This window comes from Nicoliella spurrieriana, assembly GCF_023380205.1.
GTDB lineage: Bacteria > Bacillota > Bacilli > Lactobacillales > Lactobacillaceae > Nicoliella > Nicoliella spurrieriana.
The window spans coordinates 571,197-592,199 of the sequence record NZ_CP093361.1 but is presented as its reverse complement, the minus strand read 5'-3'; the positions used below and the strand labels follow the sequence as shown (position 1 = coordinate 592,199).

Genomic DNA, 21,003 nt, shown 5'->3' with positions numbered 1-21,003 from the left:
TTGAGCACTTTGGAGTGCATTCGCAGCGGATTCATTGGCAGCTTAGGCCGTTGAAGCAGCATCAGTAGCTTGTGTTTGAGCCGCCTCAACCGTTGCCAGTGCTGATTTAACAGCATCGGATGCGGAACTGGCTAACGTTGCCTGCGCAATTGCGGAACTGGTCATTGCTGACGCCGTTTCCGGATCATTGTGCTGTGCAGCTGAAGCAGCTTGGCTGGCAGCGGCACTAGCAGCATCGCGAGCGTCGTTAGCAACCTGGATTTGTTGATCAGCAACTGAGCTGGCGTGCGCAGCAACTTGGGTAGCAGAAGCTGCAATTGAGTTCGCAGCATTGGCTTGACTGACTGCATCAGCTGCAGCAGAGGCCGCACTGATGACCGTTTGGTTCTGTGAATTGCCAGCCAAGACGGAAGTAATTGCCTTAGAATTAGCAACCGCACTGGCGGTGTTGTCCTGTACGGCACTGGAAGCCGCAGAAATTGAAGCGGATCCACTAGTGATGGCTTGGCTATCAACGGCAGCAGAACTAGCAGCCTGCTTAGCGTTTTCAGCTGCGGAGGCGGCTTGATCAGCACTGGCACTAGCGTTAAAGCCATCAGCTAGCAGTTGGGCATCGTCTACCGCAGAATGAGCCTGCGCAACGGCACTATTGGCGGTCGTAGTCGCATCAATGGCCTGTTTTGCATAGCCATCGGCAGCAACACTCGCCGACGAAGCGAGTTGACTATTGTGCCGGGCAATTTCGGCCTGTTCTTCAGCAGAACTAGCGGCATCATTAGCCACCTTCCCGTAAGCGGCAGCACTGGCAACATCACCAGTCGCTGCGTAGCTGTTAGCAAGGGCGGCGTTGTTTACATTCATCTTGGCATAGATGCTAGCGGTATCCCGGGCTGAATTAGCAGCTTGGGCGGCTTGACTGGCTCTGGAAATTTCGACTTGGGCAGCTACGTTGGCTGAGGAAGCCTGTTCACTAGCGGCACTAGCCGTTGCAAATGCAGAACTGGCATTGGCAATTGCGGAATCCATTCCGGCCACGTTCGAATGCTGCGTAGCAATCGAGTTGACTGCGTTCACAGCCGAAGCCGTAGTCAACTTAGCATTGGATGTTACCACGGCCGCACTGGCGGTCAGTGATCCAGATGAAATCGCATGGTTAGTTTCACTGGTGGTCCCACTGTAATCGCGGTTCGCACCGGAAGCAGCTGCACTGGCGTCATTAGCAGCGGTGCTAGCCCGAGCAACATCACGAGCGACTTCACCACTGGTATTACCAGCCTGGGTAGCCGCGGAGTTGGCAGCCTGCAAGGCATTCGTGACCGCATCATTTGCAGCAGCAGCAACCGCCGCTGCGGAACTTGCCCGTTGGTTGGCAGCCTCAGCATCAGAGCGAGCAGCACTGACCGCAGCCGCAGCTGATGAGGCAATTGCGGCTTGGCTAACGGCGGAAGCGGTCATTGCAGACGTCGTTTCCGGATCATGATTTTGGGCCGCACTAAGCGCTTGCACGGCGTAGGAACTAGCGGCATCGCGAGCAGCATTGGCAACCTGCGTTTGTTGATCAGCAATGACACTGGCACTCGCAGTTACTTGAGCCGCATCAGCAACCACTGAATTAGCAGCACTGGCCTGACTGACCGCACTCTTGGCAGCTGAAGCAGCACTGATGACCGTTTGATTCTGCGATTGAGCAGCCAAGACTGAATCAATGGCTTGGGAGTTCGCAATCGCACTAGCGGTATTGTCCTTAACCGCACTGGATGCAGTCTCGACCGCCCCCGAAGCACTGTTGATGGCCTGACTATCAACGCCCGCTGAACTGGCAGCTTGCTTAGCGTTTTCAGCCGCTTCGGTTGCCCGTTGCGCACTGGAGTTTGCATTAAAGCCATCGGCCAGGAGTTGGGCATCGCCAATGGCAGAGTTTGCTTTAGCTACCGCACTGGTAGCGGCAATTGCCGCATCACTAGCAGTCTTGGCGTACCCTTCGGCAGCCACGCTTGCTGATGAAGCAGCCTGGCTGTTTTGCTTAGCAATGGCGGCCTGGCTTTCAGCAGCGCTAGCTGCTTGATTAGCAATGCTGCCGTAGTAATCCGCACGTTCGGCATTACCTTCAGCCGCAAAGCTATTCGCAAGGAACGCATTGGCAGCGTTATCCTCAGCGTGTTGACTAGCAGCATCCCGTGCAGCATTGGCAGCCGCAGCAGCCGAACTGGCAGTCGCTAGTTCCACTTGGGCAGCGGAGTTAGCAGTAAGCACCGCTGCACTGGCAGAACTAGCCGTTGCAAACGCAGCACTGGCGCTTGAAATTGCAGAATCCATCCCGGCAACGTTTGGATGCTTGGTGGCAATTGAGTTGACGGTGTCAACGGCAGAACTAGTGGTGCCATTGGCATCAGCAGTCACGACGGCTGCGCTGGCCGTTACGGATGCAGCGGAGCTGGCATGGTTCGCAACGCTAGTGGTTCCACTGTAATCCCGGTTGGCACCGGCAGCAGCGGTGCTGGCATCAACAACGGCAACGCTGGTCCGGTTCACATCGGTAGCGACGTTGCTGTTCGTTGCGCCAGCGGTGTTGACCGCTTGACTCGCAGCGTTAACCGCTTGACTTGCAGCATCGTTGGCAGCGCTAGCATCATCAGCCGCTTGACTAGCCTGTTGGGCAGCTTGGCTGGCGGTCGCTAACGCCGCCTTAACGGCATCGGAAGCCTGGTTAGCTGCTTGTTGTTGCGCAACGGCCTGACTAGCCATGTAACTAGCGGTAACGGGGTCATTGGCAACCGCAGCAGAGCTAGCCAGTTGTGCATAGGAATTGGCAGCGCTGGTAGCATCGTTTGCAGATTGAGTTTGTTGATCCGCAATCACGCTGGCGGATTGGGCACTTGCTTGGGCTGCACTTGCGGTTTGACTAGCAAGGTGGGCTTGACTAGCCGCACTGGTAGCCGCCTTAGCAGCACTAGTGACCGTACTATTTTGTGAGTGGGCTGATGCTAATTGAGCCGCCGTGCTAGCAGCCAGGTCAGCTTGACTGGCGTTAGCTTTGGCAGCGTTAGCATGACTGTCCACTTGGCTAGTGAGGTCCGCGATGGTTTGGCGATCAGCAGCCGTTGAATTAGCGGCTTGTTGCGCCCCATCGGCAGCTGAAGCAGCCTGCTTAGCACTGGCGTTGGCAGCGAATTGATCAGCTAGTGACTGGGCCAAATCAGTGGCCGAACTAGCAGCATTGGCAGCATCCGTCGCAGTCCCCGCAGCGGATTGAGCAATTTGAGCATAACTGCTAGCAGCATCACTAGCGGCGGAGGCAGCTTGACTGTGTTCATTTGCAATGGCGGCCTGGGCTTCAGCAGCACTGGCGGCAGCATCAGCAAGTTGAGCATATTTAGCTGCATTTGTAGCATCGCCCAATGCGGCATAGTGATTAGCTAATTCAGCATTGGAGGAGTTGAGCAATGCCGCTTGGTTGGCACTATCTCGGGCCCCATTGGCTGCACTAGCTGCAACACTGGCCTTACCCAGTTCAACTTGAGCATTGGAGTTCGCAGCATTAACAACGGCGGTAGCGGAACTAGCGGTCTGGGCAGCAGCGACAGCTGAAGCAACAGCTGAGCTGACCTCAGCAACCTGTCCCGCACTGGCAGCGATTGAAGCCCCAGCTTGGACTGCAGCACTGGCGGTGGTGCTAGCTAAATTAGCGTCTTCAAAAGCACTTGCAGCTAGTGATGCCGATGAACTAGCGTGACTGGAATCACTAGCGGTCCCACTGTAATCAAGGTTGGCACCGGAAGCAGCAGCGTCAGCATTGGTGAGCGCAGCACTTGTCCGGTCAACGGTGCTGGCAACCGATTGGTTAGTTCCAGTAGCAGCTTGCGCAGCATCCGTGGCCGATTGGGCGGCTTGACTTGCAGCATCGTTAGCAACACTGGCCGCATGCGCAGCATCGGTCGCCTGTTGAACCGCTTGCTCAGCCGCTTCGCGAGCAGCCTTGAGCGCGGCGGAGGCTTGGGATGCTGATTGTTCCTGGGCAATTGCTGAACTCGTCATTGCTTCAGCAGTCTTAGCATCATTGGTTTGGGCCGCTGACTTAGCTAGTTCAGCGTATGAACTAGCGGCCGTACTTGCTGAATTAACGTTTGCTAGCTCACGATCAGCGGTATTGGCCGCTGATTGAGCGAGTGATTGGGCAGCGCTCGCAGCTTGACTGGCGCTCACTGCCTGGCTGGCAGCGGCATGCGCAGCAGTCGCGGCACTGGCAACCGATTGGTTATTGGCATTAGCTGCCACTAGTTGGTCCACTTGGTTAGCAGCTGCACTCGCACTGTGCGTCATTTGAGAAGCAACGGCAGCAGCACTATTCACATTGGATAATGCACTCGTAACGGCTTGATGGTCAACACCAGCCGCACTTGCAGCTTGATTAGCATTGGAAGCAGCCACGATTGCCCGGTCAGCATTTGTGCTGGCATTAAAGTGATCAGCCAGTGATTGGGCCGCTTGGACCGCGTTGGTAGCCGAGTTAGCGGCGTTGGAAGCTAATGTTGCTGCATCCAGCGCAGTTTGGGCAAATTGAGCAGCCGCCACACTAGCGCTTGAAGCAGTCACGCTGTTTTGTGAAGCGATTGCCACCTGTGCCTCGGCACTATCGGCAGCCTGACTCGCAGCTTGACTATGGAAGGTCGCGCTAGCTAGGTTGCCTTCAGCGGCGTAACTATTGGCAAGCGATGCATGGAGTGCATTACTTTGGGCGGCCGCACTGGCATCGTCACGAGCGGTATCGGCGGTACTAGCGGCAACGCTGGCCCGGGCTAATTCATCACGGGCACTTTGGGCCGCTTGAGTCGCCGTATCGATCGCAGAGCTAGCGGTAGCAGCAGCAATGCTTGCAGAACTGATGACTGAATCCATGCCGGAAACATGTGGCGTTTGAACGGCAACACTGTTGACCTGATCAACGGCTTGACTAGCCGTTTGGTGGGCACTCGTGGTGGTATCAACGGCACTGTTTGCTTGTGAAACTGAGGCGCTGGCATGGCTGGCCACGCTGGCATTGCCACTGTAATCACGGTTTGCCCCGGAAGCGGCTAGGCTTGCAGCTGAAAGGGCTGCTGCTGCCCGCGCACTATCATTAGCAACGGTCGTGTTCACGTTCCCGGCAGCATTGGCAGCTGATTCAGCAGCTTTTTGTTGGTTAGCGGCCTCACTGGCGGCTGATTTAGCAGCGGAGTTGGCGGCAGTGGCGCTTCGCACCGCTGCCTCAGCAGCGGAACGGGCGTCATTCGCAGCGGCTGCTGCAGCACTGGCAATTTGTGCCTGGGCAACTGCAGAGTCAGCTAATTGGGCAGCAGTGGATGAATCATGGTTTTGGGCCGCAGATTGAGCTTGGGCAGCAAACGAACTAGCAGCAGCGCTGGCAGCAGCGGCAATGCTAGCTTGTTGACTGACGGTCGCGTTGGCTGAGCTGACCCGGTCGCTAGCTGAACTAGCCTGTTGCGCAGCTTGACTGGCGGCAGTGGAAGCTGCTTGAGCAGCACTCACCGCACTGGCAACTGATTGGTTAGCTGGGTTTTGACTCGCCACTTGTTCAGCCCGACTGGCAGCTAATGAAGCATTTTCACTGTTCATTAACGTTGCTTCTGAAACGAGCTGAATCGATTGACTCACAAAGCTAACGATCCGGCCATCGTTATCAACAACAGCACTGGCACTGCCGGCGGCACTAGCGGCGTTTGAAGCCCGCTTAGCACTTTGGTCGGCATCGGCAGATGCAGCAAGGTCCTGGGCGGTTTCAGCAGCACTGGATGCAGCTTCACGGGCAGCACTGGCCGTTTGATTGAACGCACTGGCCTGGTCGGTGTAACTAGTAGCAGCGGCACTGTGGTTGGCGGCCGCTTGATTGGCGGCACTCGCAGAACTAGCGGCACTCACAGCATCGTCAGCAGCTTGGCGGGCGGCCTCACTATAGCTAGTGGCAGCCTGTTGATCACCACGGGTAGCGGCATCCTGAGCAGAAGCCGCAGCTAAAGAAGCCACCGTAGCGTACGAGCTGGCTTGGGCACTGGCTTGGGCAGCATGACTACTTGCCTGAACAGCTAAATCGGCTTCAGATTGGGCAGCTAAGTGGGCTGCATTAGCACCACTAGCGGCATTCGATGCGGCTTGATCAGCACTATTAGCAGCTTGAATGGCGGCACTCATCCCACTAACCAGACCATGTTTAGCAACGGCTTCGGAAGCTGCCAATGCTTGTTGGTTGAAATCATGGGCATCCGCTGCACTTTGCGCTGCGGATTGGTCATTTTGACTGGCATTCACGACTGCTGAATCAGCACTGGTCTGGGCCTGACTAGCCCCCTGACTGGCAAGGTGCGCCTGACTCGCGGCGCTAGCAGCCCGACTGGCGTTTTGGTCGGCCCCGTCCATTGCATTCTTAGCAAAGTCAGCCGCAGCGGAAGCTGCTTCGTTCGCAGATACTGCGATCGAAGCTTGCACACTGGCTGAATTCATCTCCTCCGCAGCTGCATTCGATGCGTCAAATGCGGTTTGCGCAGCTTGACTAGCAAGTTGGTTATTATCATTGACCACTTGGTTAGCACTTTCAACGAGGTCCGCGTATGAACCAGCAGCGGAGCGATCCTCGTTCTTAGCAGCGGAACTGGCTAATTCGGCATAGTGATTGGCTTCACTGGCGGCAGCACTAGCATTACCAGCAGCAGTCTTAGCCTGATCATAAGCAGCACTTGCGGCTTGCGCCTGTTGCTCTGCACTAGCCATCGCAGCACTGGCCGCTTGGTTGGCGGTGTTGGCAACTGCCGCAGCGGAATTAATCACGCTATTTTGTGGATTGGCGCTGGATTGCGCATTGGCGCCGGCAGCTGCTGATGAAGCAGTCGCAGCGTAATCAGCGGTCTGTGAATTCAGTTGGTCAATCGCATTGGAAGCGTTGGAAGCTGAATTGGCATGGGCGGAAGCATCCTTGGCTCCAGTCGTGGCTTGACTGGCAGCATCGCTGGCCCGGTCCGCATTTTGATTGGCATCAAAGGCCCCCGCTAGCGATTGGGCAGCTTGGGCAGCGGAATTGGCAGTTGAATTAGCAGTACTTGCAGCCACACTAGCCTGGTGCACTTGAGCGGCCTGGTGACTAGCAGCATCCATCGCAACTGAAGCTGAACTCAGGGCGGCACTTACTTGCCCCGCAGCGGTACTTGCGGCCGTCGCATTGTCCTTGGCAACGCTGCTGAAGTGTTCAGCGGCGTTTTGGTCGCCACTTTGGGCGGCAGCGGTAGCAGAACTGGCGGCTGATTGGGCGGCAGCATTATAACTAGCTGCGTCTAAGGCAGCGCTACTGGCAGCCGAGTTAGCAGAACTGGCCACAGTAAAGGCACTATCGGCAGCATCCTTAGCAACCACTGCATTGCTGGCAGCGGAGCTTGCAGCTACCGCAGCACTCGTAGCCGTGGAATTAGCACTACTGATGCCAGCGTGGTCTTGATAACTAGCGGCCACTTGACTTGCAGTATTGGCAGCTTGAGCTGCTTGGGCAGCAGAACTAAGCGTGTCGTCAACGTTTGTAGCAACCGAATTAACCGTCACTTGAGCCGCGCTATAAAGGTCCTGCACCTGATCAGCTTGCCCGTGGGCCTGTTGATTAGCATGCGAAGCGTTAGCTGCATCTTGATTGACGGAGTCAACCGTCTGGGCAGCATCCCCAGCGGCGTTAGATGCATTCATTAATGCTGATTCAGCATTGGATAAGGCGGCACTGACCGCATTGGAAGCAGCAACCGCTTGTTCAGCAGCACTGTTTGCGGTATCAGCAGCGGCACTAGCAATTGCATTGGAACGACTTGCTTCAGCAGCATATTGACTAGCAGCATCGGCAGCACTAGCTGCAGCGACTGGGTCGTTCTTAGCAGCGGCAGCACTAGCAATTTCAGCATAGGAGTTGGCAGTCGAAACGTTGTTCACAGCCAGTGAAGTGGCTTGTGCAGCTTGGCTGGCGGCATTGCTAGCAGCTAGCTGCGCCTGATTACCCACTGCAGTAGCGGAAGCAGCTTGACTAGCGGCCTGGTTAGCAGTGGCAACGAAACTTTGTACCACGGTATTACTTGGGTTTTCATTTAAGATTTGGTCTGCGGATTGAACGACTTGGTCGATCGATTGGCTAGTAGCGTTCGCCCCACTATTAGCGACACTGGCCACTGAACTAGCATGTTCGGCTTGCTGTTGGTAGTTACCGGCATTGATTGCGGCACTTCCGGCAGCTGAAGCGGCGTTGCTAGCCCGGTCCTTACTTTCGTTCGCATTTGCAGCGCCAGCTTCCGATTGAGCTGATTGGGCAACGTTACTCATTGCACTGACCGCTTGTTTGAGCTGATCAGCAGCGCTGGCAGCTTCACTAGCGGATTTAGCAGCAGCTTGACTCGCAGCATTAGCTGATTGGTTGGCCGTTTGCGCAGTATTAGAAGCAACAGCGGCGGCATCAGCAGCCTGACTAGCGGCATGACTGAACTGATTAGCGGCAGCTTCGTCGCCGGCTAATGCGGCTGACTTGGCAGCACTGGCGTGATCGGCTGCAGCCTGGGCGAATGAATCCGCAGTGACCTGGGCACTACTTGCAACCACAGCAGCAGAGCTTGCTGAACTGATTGCAGCACTAACGGAGGCGTTCGCCACTGACACCGCATCGCTAGCTTGACTGGCAACGGCGGAATGACTATTAAGCGCAGCTACATACGAATCCATCGCAGGTAAGTTGTACTTAGCGGCATCACTAACGGCCGTTTGCAGGTCGGCTACGACTTGACTAGCAACAACTGATTGCTGCATTGCGGTTTGAACGGCGGAACTAGCCGTTTGTGAATCCCCGCTGGTAGCAGCGTGCGTATTGGCAGCAACACTAGCACTGGCGGTAGCGGAACTAGCAGCACTTGCAGCTCGGTTTGCATCTGCATCCGCTCCGTTATTAAGATTATTTAACGTGTCAACGGCGGCACTGACCGCTTGGGCAGCATCAGTGGCCGCTTGAGCGGCCTGACTTGCGACCTTGGAAGCATCATTTGCACTGTTCAAGGCACTTGCAGCGTAATCAGCCGCTTGACTTGCAGCAAATGAAGCGGCGGCAGCACTTTGTTGTGCTATAACTGCTTGATCAGCAGCACTGGCAGCCCCTGACACGTCCCCGTTGCTAGCAGCAGCGCTGGCCTGCTTAAAGTAATCAGCAGCAACGCTTGCGGCACTGCTTGCAACACTGGATTGTTGTTCGGCAAGTTTAGCAGCACTATCCGCTTCATTGGCAACGCTTGCGGCGCTTTGACTGGCACTAGCGGCCACACTCGTTGCGGATTGGGCAACGGCAGCGCCACTACTAATTGCAGGGTGGTTTGGATATTGACTAGCAAAGCCACTAGTTTGTTCAGCCGCACTTTGGGCCACTTGCTGGTTAGCAGCGGTGGAAGCAGCGGCTTGGCTTGCTGTATTGAAGTTCGCACTAGCCGCGTCAGCGTTACTTGCAGCCTGACTCGCATGGACGTTCGCATTGCTGACGGCGTCTGAAGCGCGTTGCACGCTAGCATCCGCATCAGCAGACGCAGCAATTGATTGAGCCGCATCTAACGCCTGGCTAGCAGCTTGGCTGGCCTGGTAGGCAGCTTGTGAATTATCAGCAGCCGTTTGCGCTAGTTGCTTAATCGTATCACCGGCTTGCGCAGCTTGTGATTGAGCGGCAGCGGCAACACTGGAAGCAGCAACCGCTTGGTCGGCATATTGTTTTGCAGCCTGACTAGCTGATTGCGCTGCGGATAGGTCACCACGGTCATTAGCGGCAACCGCATCAGCAGCCGCACTACTTGCAAGGTGGGCATGGCTATTCGCAGCATCCGCCGCACTGCTTGCAGTCGAACTAGCAGTATTCATTTCAGTAGTTGCTGATTGAACCCCGCTGTTTGCAACACTAATGGCCTGCGCAGCTGAATCAGCGACGCCTTGGGCGCTGGTGATGGTAGCAACCGCACTGCTCATTTCAGCATGGCTACTAAGCCCGGCGCTAGCGGCGATTGATGATGCAGTTTGGGCCTGTTGAGCAGCTTGACTAATGTTATCTACGGTAGCGCTGACCGTTTGTTGATCAGCTCCCACTTGGTGGGCGCTATTTTGCGCTACGGATGATGCATCGATCACCGCTTGGTTACTATGCTCAGCGTCGCTGGCGGCACTCTTGGCCCGCTCAGCATCCGATTGAACGCCGGTTACCAGTCCATCTGCGGCACTGGCAGCATCCCGAATGGCTGAACTAGCAGCATTCACTGCGTTAGCGGCACTTTGGGCCACCGCTAAATCACTGTTGGCCCGTGCGGAAGCATTATTCGCACTGACGGTCGCGTTGCTTGCGGCCACTGCAGCTTGACTGGCCAATTGGTCAGCGGCGGCAGCGGCATCAGCAGCAGCTTCAGCGGTAGTTGGGTCGTTATTAGCAGCGGCTGAACTCGCAGCTGCATAGTGACTACTTGCAGCGGCTTGCGCCTGGTTAGCCACAACGGTGGCGGAATCAGCAGTCGACTTAGCAGCATCGGCAGCAAGGCTAGCCTGGTGGGCATCACTTAACGCCCAACTAGCCTGCTGGCTTGCGTTGCTAATTACACTCGCAGCGGAACTAACGATTGGGTTAGTAGAATATTGTGCTGCTTGTTGACTAGCACTAGTTACCGCCGAACTTAATTCAGCATTGACCGAACCAGTTGCAACCGTTGCGCTCGAAGTGGCAATCGAGGCCTGCGTTACCTGATCAGCATCCACTGAAATGGCGGCACTGTGCTTATTAACATCATCAACGGCGTTGCTAGCCCGCTTGGCACTTTGGGAAGCATCGGCAAATGCAGCCAGTGATTGGGCAGTGGATGCGGCAGCACCGGCTTCGTTCGCAGCGGAACTAGCGGATTGATTAGCCGCGTTTGCAATCGATTCAGCGGTCATGGCAGCTGATTTAGCATCGGTAGCTGCACTAGAAGCAAGCGCCGCACTGTTAGAAGCGGCTACAGCAGCGTCAGCAGCCTGGCTAGCAGCATTACTGTATGAATCGGCAGTGCTTTGATCACCACGGTTCGCAGCATCAATTGCTGATTGCGCGGCAGTCGATGCAGTGGCCGCATGGCTGGCGGCAGCCGAACCGTACTTTTGCGCATCAGCAGTTGCACTGCTTGCGTTCGCAGACGCAGTTTGGGCATCGGCATTGGCGGAATTAGCCACTGAAGCCGCACTAACAGCAGTCGTGTTCGCACTGGTAGCTTGAGCCGTGGCCTCGCTCATCCCGGCAACGTCTTCATGCCCACTGGCGGCGTTGCTAGCGGCGATGGAAGCAACATTTGCCTCATTGGCAGCCGTTGAAGCGTGACTAGCAGCCACAGTGGCATTGCTAGCGGCCACGTGGGCGTTGCTAGTGGCGGTTTCCGTTTGGGCATTGTCAACGGCAGCCTGTTCGGCATCCCCATTTGCACCATGGGCAGCACTAGTCGCCCGTTCTACGTCCCCGTTGGCATCCTTAGCAGCCTGGGCAATTGAATTGGCAATTGATTCGGCCGCGGAACTAGCACTTTGCGCTAAGGAATTAGCGTCACTTGCAGCAGCAGAGGCTGCTTGAGCACTTTGCAATGCGGTGTTCCCATCATTGATGGCATTAGCAGCTGCAGTTGAGGCAAGCAGTGCACTACTGTGGGCATTGGATGCGTCATTAGCAGCATGCGAAGCCTGCTTAGCATATTCATTTCCAGCGGCAAAGTCGGAGTTGGCATAGGCCTGGCTCGCAGCAACGCTGTTGGCTGCAGCGGCACTATTGGCAGAGTCTGCGATTGATTTTTGGTAACTGGCCGTATTCGTAGCTGAATCAACGATCGACTTCGCAATCGAAGCCTGTTGACTAGCTTGACTGGCAACCTGATTAGCACTATTTGCGGCACTATTGGCAGCACTAGCACTTTGGGCTACCGCACTCAGGGCTGGATGGCCTGGATATTGACTGAGGTGGCTTTGAACATCTTGATTAGCACTTGCGACCGTGTCGGTTGCGGAACTAGCGTACTCACTAATTGCGCTGGTGGCTTGTGAGAATTGATTAGCGGAGCTAACGGCAACGGCTGCAAGGGATTCATAGATCGAGTTAGTTTGATCAGCATTTTGACTAGCGGCAGTCGAGGCGGAAGCGGCACTACTATTACCAGCCTGCGTATCATTAGCAGCGCTGGATTCAAAGCTGTTCAATTCACTAGCCCGTTGTTCAGCACTAGTGGCAATTGAAGCGGCATTCGATGCAACGGCTTGGGCTGAAATGGCCTGACTCGCAGCAGCGGAAGCCTGTTGCGTGGCTTGACTGGCAGCAGTACTTGCCTGGGTCGCATGGTTAGTGGCACTTTGGGCCACACTGGCAGCTGAGGAGGCAGCAGCAGCATGACTAGCAGCAGCGACACTATCACCACGGTTAACAGCGTCAGCAGTTGCAATTGAAGCGCTGGCGGCATTCGAAGCAGCAACACTGGCTTCAATAACGGCTTGACTAGCTACCGCCACCGCAGAACTCGCAGTTGAATAAGCGTTGGAAGCAGCATCAGAAGCCTGACTCGCCACTGCGGAAGCGGACTGGGCATCTGAATTAGCTGAACTAGCAACACTAGCGGCAGCAGCAATTTCTTTGTTATTCGGATTATTGGAGGCAAATTGACTCGCCTGTTCGGCCGCACTAGCGGTCTCAGAAGCAAAGTGACTGGTCTGTTCATTCGCTGAACTAGCTTGCACGGCAAACGAACTGGCCGCATCAGCACTTGCTTGCGTGCCATTGGCAGCCTGACTAGCTTGACTAGCGTCATTTGATGCATGTGAACTAGCCTGAGTGGCTTTATCACTATCGCTACCCATGCCATCAGCCACAGCTTGAGAGGCCGCACTAGCAGCATTTGAAGCCGTTTGAGCGGCTGAATTCACAACCTCATTTTCCCGTTGGGCTTCTTGAGCCGCACTAACGGCAGCCTGTGCGGCTGAATTCAACTGATCGTTAGCAGCATTAGCTTGGTCCGCAGCGGCACTCGCTGCAGCGGATGCGGATTGGGCGTTTGAGTTTGCAATTGAAGCGCCACTTTGATCACCATGTTCAGCAGCTACCTTCGCTTGGTCGGCAAAGGATGATGCATCCTGTGCAGCTTGACTTAAAGTGGCATTCGCTGAACTAGCTGCTTGACTAGCTTTGATTGCATCATTGCTTGCCTGCTGGGCAGCACTAGCAGCAGCTGAAGCCTTCGTTGAAGCACTAGCGGCATCCACGGCAGCATTACTAATTGCAACCGATGCACTTGAAACCGCTGGATTAGCGCTATTTAATGCGTTTAAGCTACTGATGATTTCACTTGCATTTGCCACGCTTGAAACGCCCTGATTGTTCGCTGAAGAAGCAGCGTCAGCCTGAGCGGTGGCGGTGCTAATTTGTGATTGATTGGTCTGTGCATTACTAGTGGCTTGTGAAACAGCTTGGCTGGTTTGGGCGACCTGATCGTTCGCACTGGCGGCAGAACTAGCGTACTTAGAGCCATTTCCGGCATTCTCGTACGCATCGTTAAATGCACTTTGGGCAGCAGAACGCGCTGAACTAGCGGTATCACTAGACGCATTGGCAGTGGATAACGCTGAACTGGCTAGTGCTTCTTGGTGGGCAGCAATCGAATTGGCTTCACTGGCCCGAATGGCAGCGGAACTAGCGCTGCTAGCTACTAATGAAGCTTCACTCGCCATTGCAGAGGCCCGGTTAATGTCACCGCTGGCAACTGCGTTGGAGACTGCGACCGATGCACTGGAAGTGTATGCAGCAGCACTGGAAGCTAGTGATGCTGAAATAGAAGCCGCTAATGAATTTTCGGCTGCTGATTGCTTAGCCTGATTAGCATCCTGAACTGCTTGGGAGACGCTCGCATCGGCTTGTTCAGCCACTGCATTGGCAGAATTAATGACCTCAGCAGCACTGCTAACTACGGTGTTATTCGGGTTGTTTGCAACCATTGAACTAGCATCGCTAGCAATGCTACTGGTCAATTGGTGGTCACTTGCAACGGATGGTTGTAAGTTTGCCGTTGAACCAGCAATAACGGCAGTCGAATCAGCGTGTTGAGAAGCTCCCTGGGCATCAGATGAACCGGAGGCCGCAAAACTGGCCACGCTATTGGCAACTGAAGCCACGCTGCTAGCTAAGCTGGCGGTCTCATTCGCATTGTTATTCGCAGCGCTTTGGGCAGCGTTCAATGCATCCTTAGCATCCGCTGCAGCTTGGCTAGCCACCGCACTTGCTGATGAAGCAGTACTGAACGCGGCACTGGCCGCTTGGTTAATCATTTCAGCGCTATCAAAAGCTGTTTGGGCCTCGCTAGCAGCATTGCTAGCATCAATTTCAGCTAGGCTAGCCTGGTCAGCATAGCTATCTGCAGCAACGTGATCACCAGCCTGCGCAGCACTTGAGGCCTGGGATGAGGCTAATGATGCCCGGTCTGCAGCACTAGAAGCACTCGCAGCCGCGGTTGAAGCAGCAGCATAAGCGTTGTTAGCGCTAGTTTGGGCCGCAGCAGCCTGGTCGGTCGCTTCAATCGCGGTGCTAGCAGCTGCATCGGCAGTCGAATTGGCAGCACGCGCCTTGTCAGCAGCGGCACTCACGTCAGGATTATCTGAGAATTGGTTGACTAAGCTATTCACCGCCTGAGTTGCATCATTTGCAACGACGGCGTTGCTATTAACGTCGGTGTTGGCACTCGCAACTTGACTGGCGTACGAACTAACCTGGTCGGAATATTGACTAGCGCCGTGGGCTTTAGAAGAACCAAAGGCGGCTTGACTAGCGGCACTGTGTTCACTTTGCGCAGCAGAGTTTGCTGAACTGGCCTTACTGTTGGCAGATGAGTTTGCCCGTTGGTCAATTAGGTTCAACGCAGAACTAGCTACTCCGTAAGCATTGGAAGCATTGACTGCCGCTTGGCTGGCCTGCAGGGCCTGTTGTTTAGCAGTCTCACTGGCTGCAGCAGCAATTGCACTGGCACTGGCAGCACTCGTGGCGGCAATGCTAGCTTGCAACACCGCAAGGCTAGCAATTGAAGCGTATGAGCTAGCGGATACATGGTCATTTTCAGCAAGCGCCTTGGAAGCCGCAGCAACGGCAGAACTAACGTTATTTGATTCACTCCCAGCTTGAGCAGCGTAGGAATTAGCGGCTGACGACTGTGCAACGGCCTGATCAGCTGCTGATTTAGCAGCAGTTAGCGCACTGGATGCACTAGTGGCAGCAACATTGGCACTCGCAACCGCGACCACGGCATCCTTAGCGGCACTTTGAATTTCATCGTCCGTTGGGTAGACGCTGGCAATCGATTGGGCAAGTGAATTAGCACTTCCCGTTTTCACCGCATAGTCACTTGCGGTATTGGTCAAGTCTAGCGTTGCTACTGAAGCTGCATTCGCTGAATCAGTACTAACTTGAGCCCCAACGGCTGACTGACTGGCCACACTGGCGTATGAGGACGCACTATTTTGATAACCAGCTAACGATTGGTTCAAATCACTGGCTTGGTTACCGAGCTCGTTCAACCGGTTATTAGCCTGGTTTAAGGCATCCTTAGCTGCATTGGCAGCCGCCTCAGCATCGGTAGCGGCCTGTTGAGCAGTTGTGTTTTGTTGACTGGCCGTTTGGTTGGCAGTCGTAGCAATACTCTTGGCATTCTCGGCACTAGCAGCAGCAGCACTGGCATGGTCTGCCGCTGTACTTGCAACGGCTGCGTATGAACTAGCAAGCGAATGGTCCCCGTTGCTTAGGGCCTCGTGTGCAGCATTAGAAGCCGCTTTGGTAGCATCATCCTGTGCAGAAGCTTCAGCTGCATATGAGGCAGCTACGGATGACTGAGTAATGGCCTCGTCGCGGGCACTTTGGGCCGCACTAAATGCACTGGACGCAGCCTGACTAGCTTGGTCAGCACTACTTTGGGCCGAACTAGCTTGGCTTGCAATCGACTGCATTACCGTATCCTTCGGGTACTGAGCAGCAGCGCTACTAACGGTATTAGTGGCCGAACTAGCGTCGGCGGTGTATGAACTAGCACTGGTTTGAGCCACTTCAGCATTACTTGCGTTGGTTTGGGCTGAACTAGCTTCTTGCTTAGCCCCTTCAGCAGCACTACTCCCAAAGGCAGCGTAACTTGCAGCGCTATTGGCAGATGAAGCTTGTGAACTAGCTGAATCCAATGCACCGGTATTAATTTCCTTTGCCCGGTTTGAAGCAGTGGCAGCAGCTTGGCTTGCGGCTTGTGCTGCAGATGCAGCAGACCGTTCAGCATCACTAGCTTGGTTTTGGGCAACACTAGCGGCGTTGACCGCAGCGTTAGCGGCATCATTGGCCCGATTAGCAGCAGTCGCAGCATCACTGGCTTGTGCTGCCGCTTGACTGGCCTGATCAGCATACGAACTAGCAAGGGAGTGGTCGTTATTTTGAATGGCCTGATCAGCAGCCGCAATCGCACTCTTAGTAGCGGAATCAGCATTGGCGGCACTGGCTGCTTGACTGGCAGCAATTGCCGCTTGACTCTTAGCATCAGCTTCGGCGCTTTGCGCTAAGCTGGTAGCATTTGAAGCTACCAATGAAGCGTTACTAGCATCCGTCATTGCCTGGTCAACGGCATTCACGGCATTTTGAATAATTGAATCGTTTGGATAAGCACTCGCAATCGATTTAACGTTATCCCGATCTGAAGTTGCTTGAGCCGCGTAGGAACTAGCGTTGGTGTTGTTTTCAGCAATGCTTTGGGCTACTAATGCTGCCGAGTCAGCATGTTGACTGGCACCATCGGCATCAGACTTCCCAAAGGCGGCATAACTAGCAGTCTCAGAGGCGGAACTGGCCACGGAACTAGCGTTGGTATTGCTATTTTGGACCAGCGTAGCTGCTTGTGAACTGGCAACGCTAGCAGCTGAAGAAGCGGTCGTATTCGCATTGCTTGCCACCACACTTTGGTTCAAGGCACTGTTTAGGGTGTCACTTGCCACTTGCGAAGCGTTACTAGCAGCGTTAATTGCTTGGCTAGCAACTACCGCAGCTTCTGAAGCTGCAATGGCAGCGTTTCTAGCTGAATCGACGGCACTCGAAGCTTGATCAGCATTGCCAGCTGCTGATAGGCTGGCCACGGCAACGGAGGCGTCAATGGCACTTTGCTTTGCAACTGCGGCACTGGATACGGCAGCACTAGCCTTTTGGTTCGCATCGGTAGCCGAACTGGCAGTGGCACTAGCAACCACACTTAAAGAGGCCGCTGTTTGCGAAGCTGCTAATGCTTGGGAAGCAGCTTTACTTGCGGCCGCATTGGCACTATTGATGATGGTATCATCTGGGTGTAACGATGCAATGCTAGCAGTTACACTAGCCGCTGAACTAGCTGCATCATTCGCACTCGAAACGGCCGTGTAGGCACTGGAAACCGCACTAGCGTTAGTGCTGGTCTGGTTGCCTAACGAAGCCACTTGGTCCTGGGCAGTTTGGGCATTCGATTGTGCTAATGAAGCATCCTTGACGGCATCGCTAGCTGCGACGTTGTGGTTGGCAGCGGTGGCAGAGTCAAATAAGCTAGCAGCGTTACTATAGGCAGCACTAGCTGATTTCAACGTATCACTAACTGTGGAAGCTGCTTGTGAAGCGATTGCTCGTTGGGCACTTGCAGATTGATTAGCCCCGGATGCAATGCTGCTAGCGGCTAACGCTGTAGCTTCAGCCTGAGCAGCACTGGAGAGTAACTGGGTGTAACTGCTATCTTCTTGGGTCATCCCAGTTGAGGCAATGTAATCTGAAATACTCTGCGCAAGTGATGCGGCTGAACTAGCAATGCTAGCTTGATTACTAGCGTTTGCGGCGTATTGGCTCGCACTCGTTTGGGCATTGGCAGCTGCTTGGGCCTGTTGACTAGCCACATCATGATAACTATTTAGTAAGCTACTGGCGCTACTTAAAGCGGCTGAAGTTGCGGCATAGTCACTTCTGCTCAATGCGTTACTGTTCTGCGCTAAGTCGCCCACTTTGGCATTCAATGAATCAAGGTATTCGTTAATTGCCTGGGAGTCCATTCCCGTTTGAGCAGTGAACTGATCGGCCCCGCTATAAATAGTTTCATCATTATTGGAAACGCCCCCATGGGCAGCCTTGCTGGCTTCTAGGGCTGATTCACCCGCAGAAGTAGCATAATTGCTGGCGTTATTAGCATTAGAACCAGAGGTGTCGGGGATCATTACGACTGCATTATCGGTAATGGTTCCGGATACCTTACTACCATCAACCTTATCAGCACTTTTATTCGGGTTATGGATGTAAGTTTGAGAAATTGTATTACCGTCACTATTGCTAATCGTGTTACTCTGATTAGTTACCCCATACTGAGCAGTAACGGTAACACTAGTCGGCTTAGCACTCCCGTTCACGCTCAATGGTTGAACTAGGGTATAGTAGTATCTACCATCCGCTTGTTTTTTAAATTCAGTAATTGGAATCTGAAGCGTGTATTGATTGGAATAATCACTATCGTTAGTGCTCTTAGTCGGTTGATAAGGGTTGGTAATCATCCCAGAAGAAGTCACTTCATTTTTTCCATTCGTAGTTACCCGAACGTAAACGTCCTTAGCGGATGCTGGTAAGTTCGCAAAATCACTAGGGAGGTTCGCTAAAACTAAGTTAGTGGCCACGTCATAACCTGAAGCAGCTCCATTTAAAGTCGTTCTTAGTGTTGAGTCTCCACTAATGTAAACACTTGGCACAGCAGAGAATTTAAGGTATTGGGTAGTCCCATTTGAAAATTTACTTAAGGAATCACTAGTAACTTGCTTCCCATTAACGTCTAACACTTTTACATTTCCATTAGAAACATAGATATAGAACTGTGGATCATTGTCAATTAAATTATCCACCTGTGGAATTACTGAGTATGCTTCCAGTGGAATCTTTGCGAATAGCTTCCCCTTACTGGTAGAAGATGCATATTGATTTTTATCACCACTTAAACTAAAAATCACCTGGCTACCAGGGTTATTAATTAAGATATTTCCACCGTTACTTAGTAATGTAAAATCAGAACCAGTCGCACCATCCGTGGATATCTTAGCATTCCCGTCATTTAGAATTCTTAAGTTTCCGGCAATATCCACTAAAGAACCCTTAGAAGCATTCATGTTACTGTTCCCATGTGCAATAAAAGTGGCACCATTATCAACGGTAAGGGTTCCACCAATCTGGGTAGGTTTAGTAGAGTTTGGATTATCAGTATGTTCGATATCTAAAAGTCCATTATTCGTAACGTCAATATTCCCACTAGTAATCATTGCACTAGCATTATTTTGTGGAGTAATTATTAACTTGGCGTTATCAATTAAAACATTACCACCCTGTTTAATAATTAATCCAGAGGAATTCAATCCATCCCTAAGTGTACCTTCGGGAGTGGTTCTACCATTCTTAGGAATTAGGGTCATTGTAGAGCCCTCGTGAAGGGTCAAGTTACCAGCAAGGTCGATAGTATTCCCACCAAATGAGGACCCGGTATAACTACTACCCTTCATTAATTCCATGTTAGATATTTCTAAGTTTTGTTGGTTATTGGAATAATCAGATGTGTTCACTCCTTGGGTGTTAACAGTTTGAAAGTCAGTCCCATTAATGACACTGGTGTAGCGACCAACAGAATTAACATTTACGGTCCCATAGATTCGCACAGTCGCATTAGTCGCATTTACCAACTGCGGTCCGGTGTAGTTAACATTGGAATAATTAATCGTTCCCTGTTTGTCGCTACCACCTCTTCCAATTTTAAACGGCCCATAATAATTGGTCCCATACATATTAATGTTTTTGACAGTCAAGACCGTGCTAGGGTCATCAATGTTCAATCCAAACCCATACCTTCCAAAATCAACAGAATGCCCCTGTCCATCAATCGTTAGGTTTGTATTATTTTTGATTTCAGTATTAGTTCCACCAGTACCTTTGCTTCCAAAGTCATTCGTGATCTTAATCAAATGCACCGAGCTATCAGTAACAGCATTAACAAAATCATTCCAAGTGCCCACATACCTTGTAGCACTGGTACTAACGCTTTGTTCTGGGACTGTATCCACACTATCAGACGTACTTGCCATCCGGTTCATCAAGCTGTCGGTCACCACGTCAGAATCAGGGTTCGCCGCAGTTAATGAAGCCGCTAATAATGCCGTCGCATCGCTGCTATCAATTGCCGATGAGGAGTCAAAAATGGTTGCAATTAGCCCGTCAACATTGGTCACGCTATCACTATTATTACCATCGGAAGATCCACTCTCGTTGCTAGTGGCACTTTGTTCAGCTGATTGAGCGGACGCCAAAGAAGCGGTCGTGGAACTATCACTACTCCCGCTGGAATTACTACTCCCACTGTCGATGGCACCATCAGATGCAATTTTAAGGTCTGCAAACTGGTCAAGTGAGTTAACAGTACTATCACTATCATTACTAGTGGCGCTGGCGGATTGCAATGACTGAGTAACTAAACGACTGTCAATGCTTTCGCTACTACTATCCGATGCACTGGAATCTACGGACGAGCTGGTGCTACTAGCACTATCGTTACTAACAGCGCTACTGCTTTGATTCGCTGAAACTGCGGATTCAGAGCTTGCACTTTCAGTGGCTGAACTAGTAGCACTATCAGCACTAGCATCCGCACTAATACTGGCACTGGCGCTGGCACTTGAACCCGTCGTTCCATCAGCGGCATCAGCATTCCCGGTGGAATCAGGTGCTGTGTAGTGGGTACTTACGTTGGCATGAACGGATGTTTCACCGTATGCAGCCCCAGCCCCCAGCAGTGAAAACATTGATAGTGATACTACTACCCATTGCTTTTTGACCTTACGCAATACTTTTTTATCGTTAACTTTATTAAGATTAAATTTGTTATAAAGCAAAATTATCGTCCCCCTAATCATTCGGAATCCGTT

The 21,003-nt window shown here is 53.0% G+C and carries 1 protein-coding gene; it reads right to left on the bottom strand.

Annotation, left to right across the window (positions count from 1 at the left end; genetic code table 11):
- Positions 1-42: 42 nt before the first annotated feature.
- On the bottom strand, positions 43-20,970 hold the full coding sequence (locus tag MOO44_RS04310; RefSeq protein WP_260117185.1) for a hypothetical protein: 20,928 nt from the start codon (positions 20,968-20,970) through the stop codon (positions 43-45).
- Positions 20,971-21,003 lie beyond the last annotated feature (33 nt).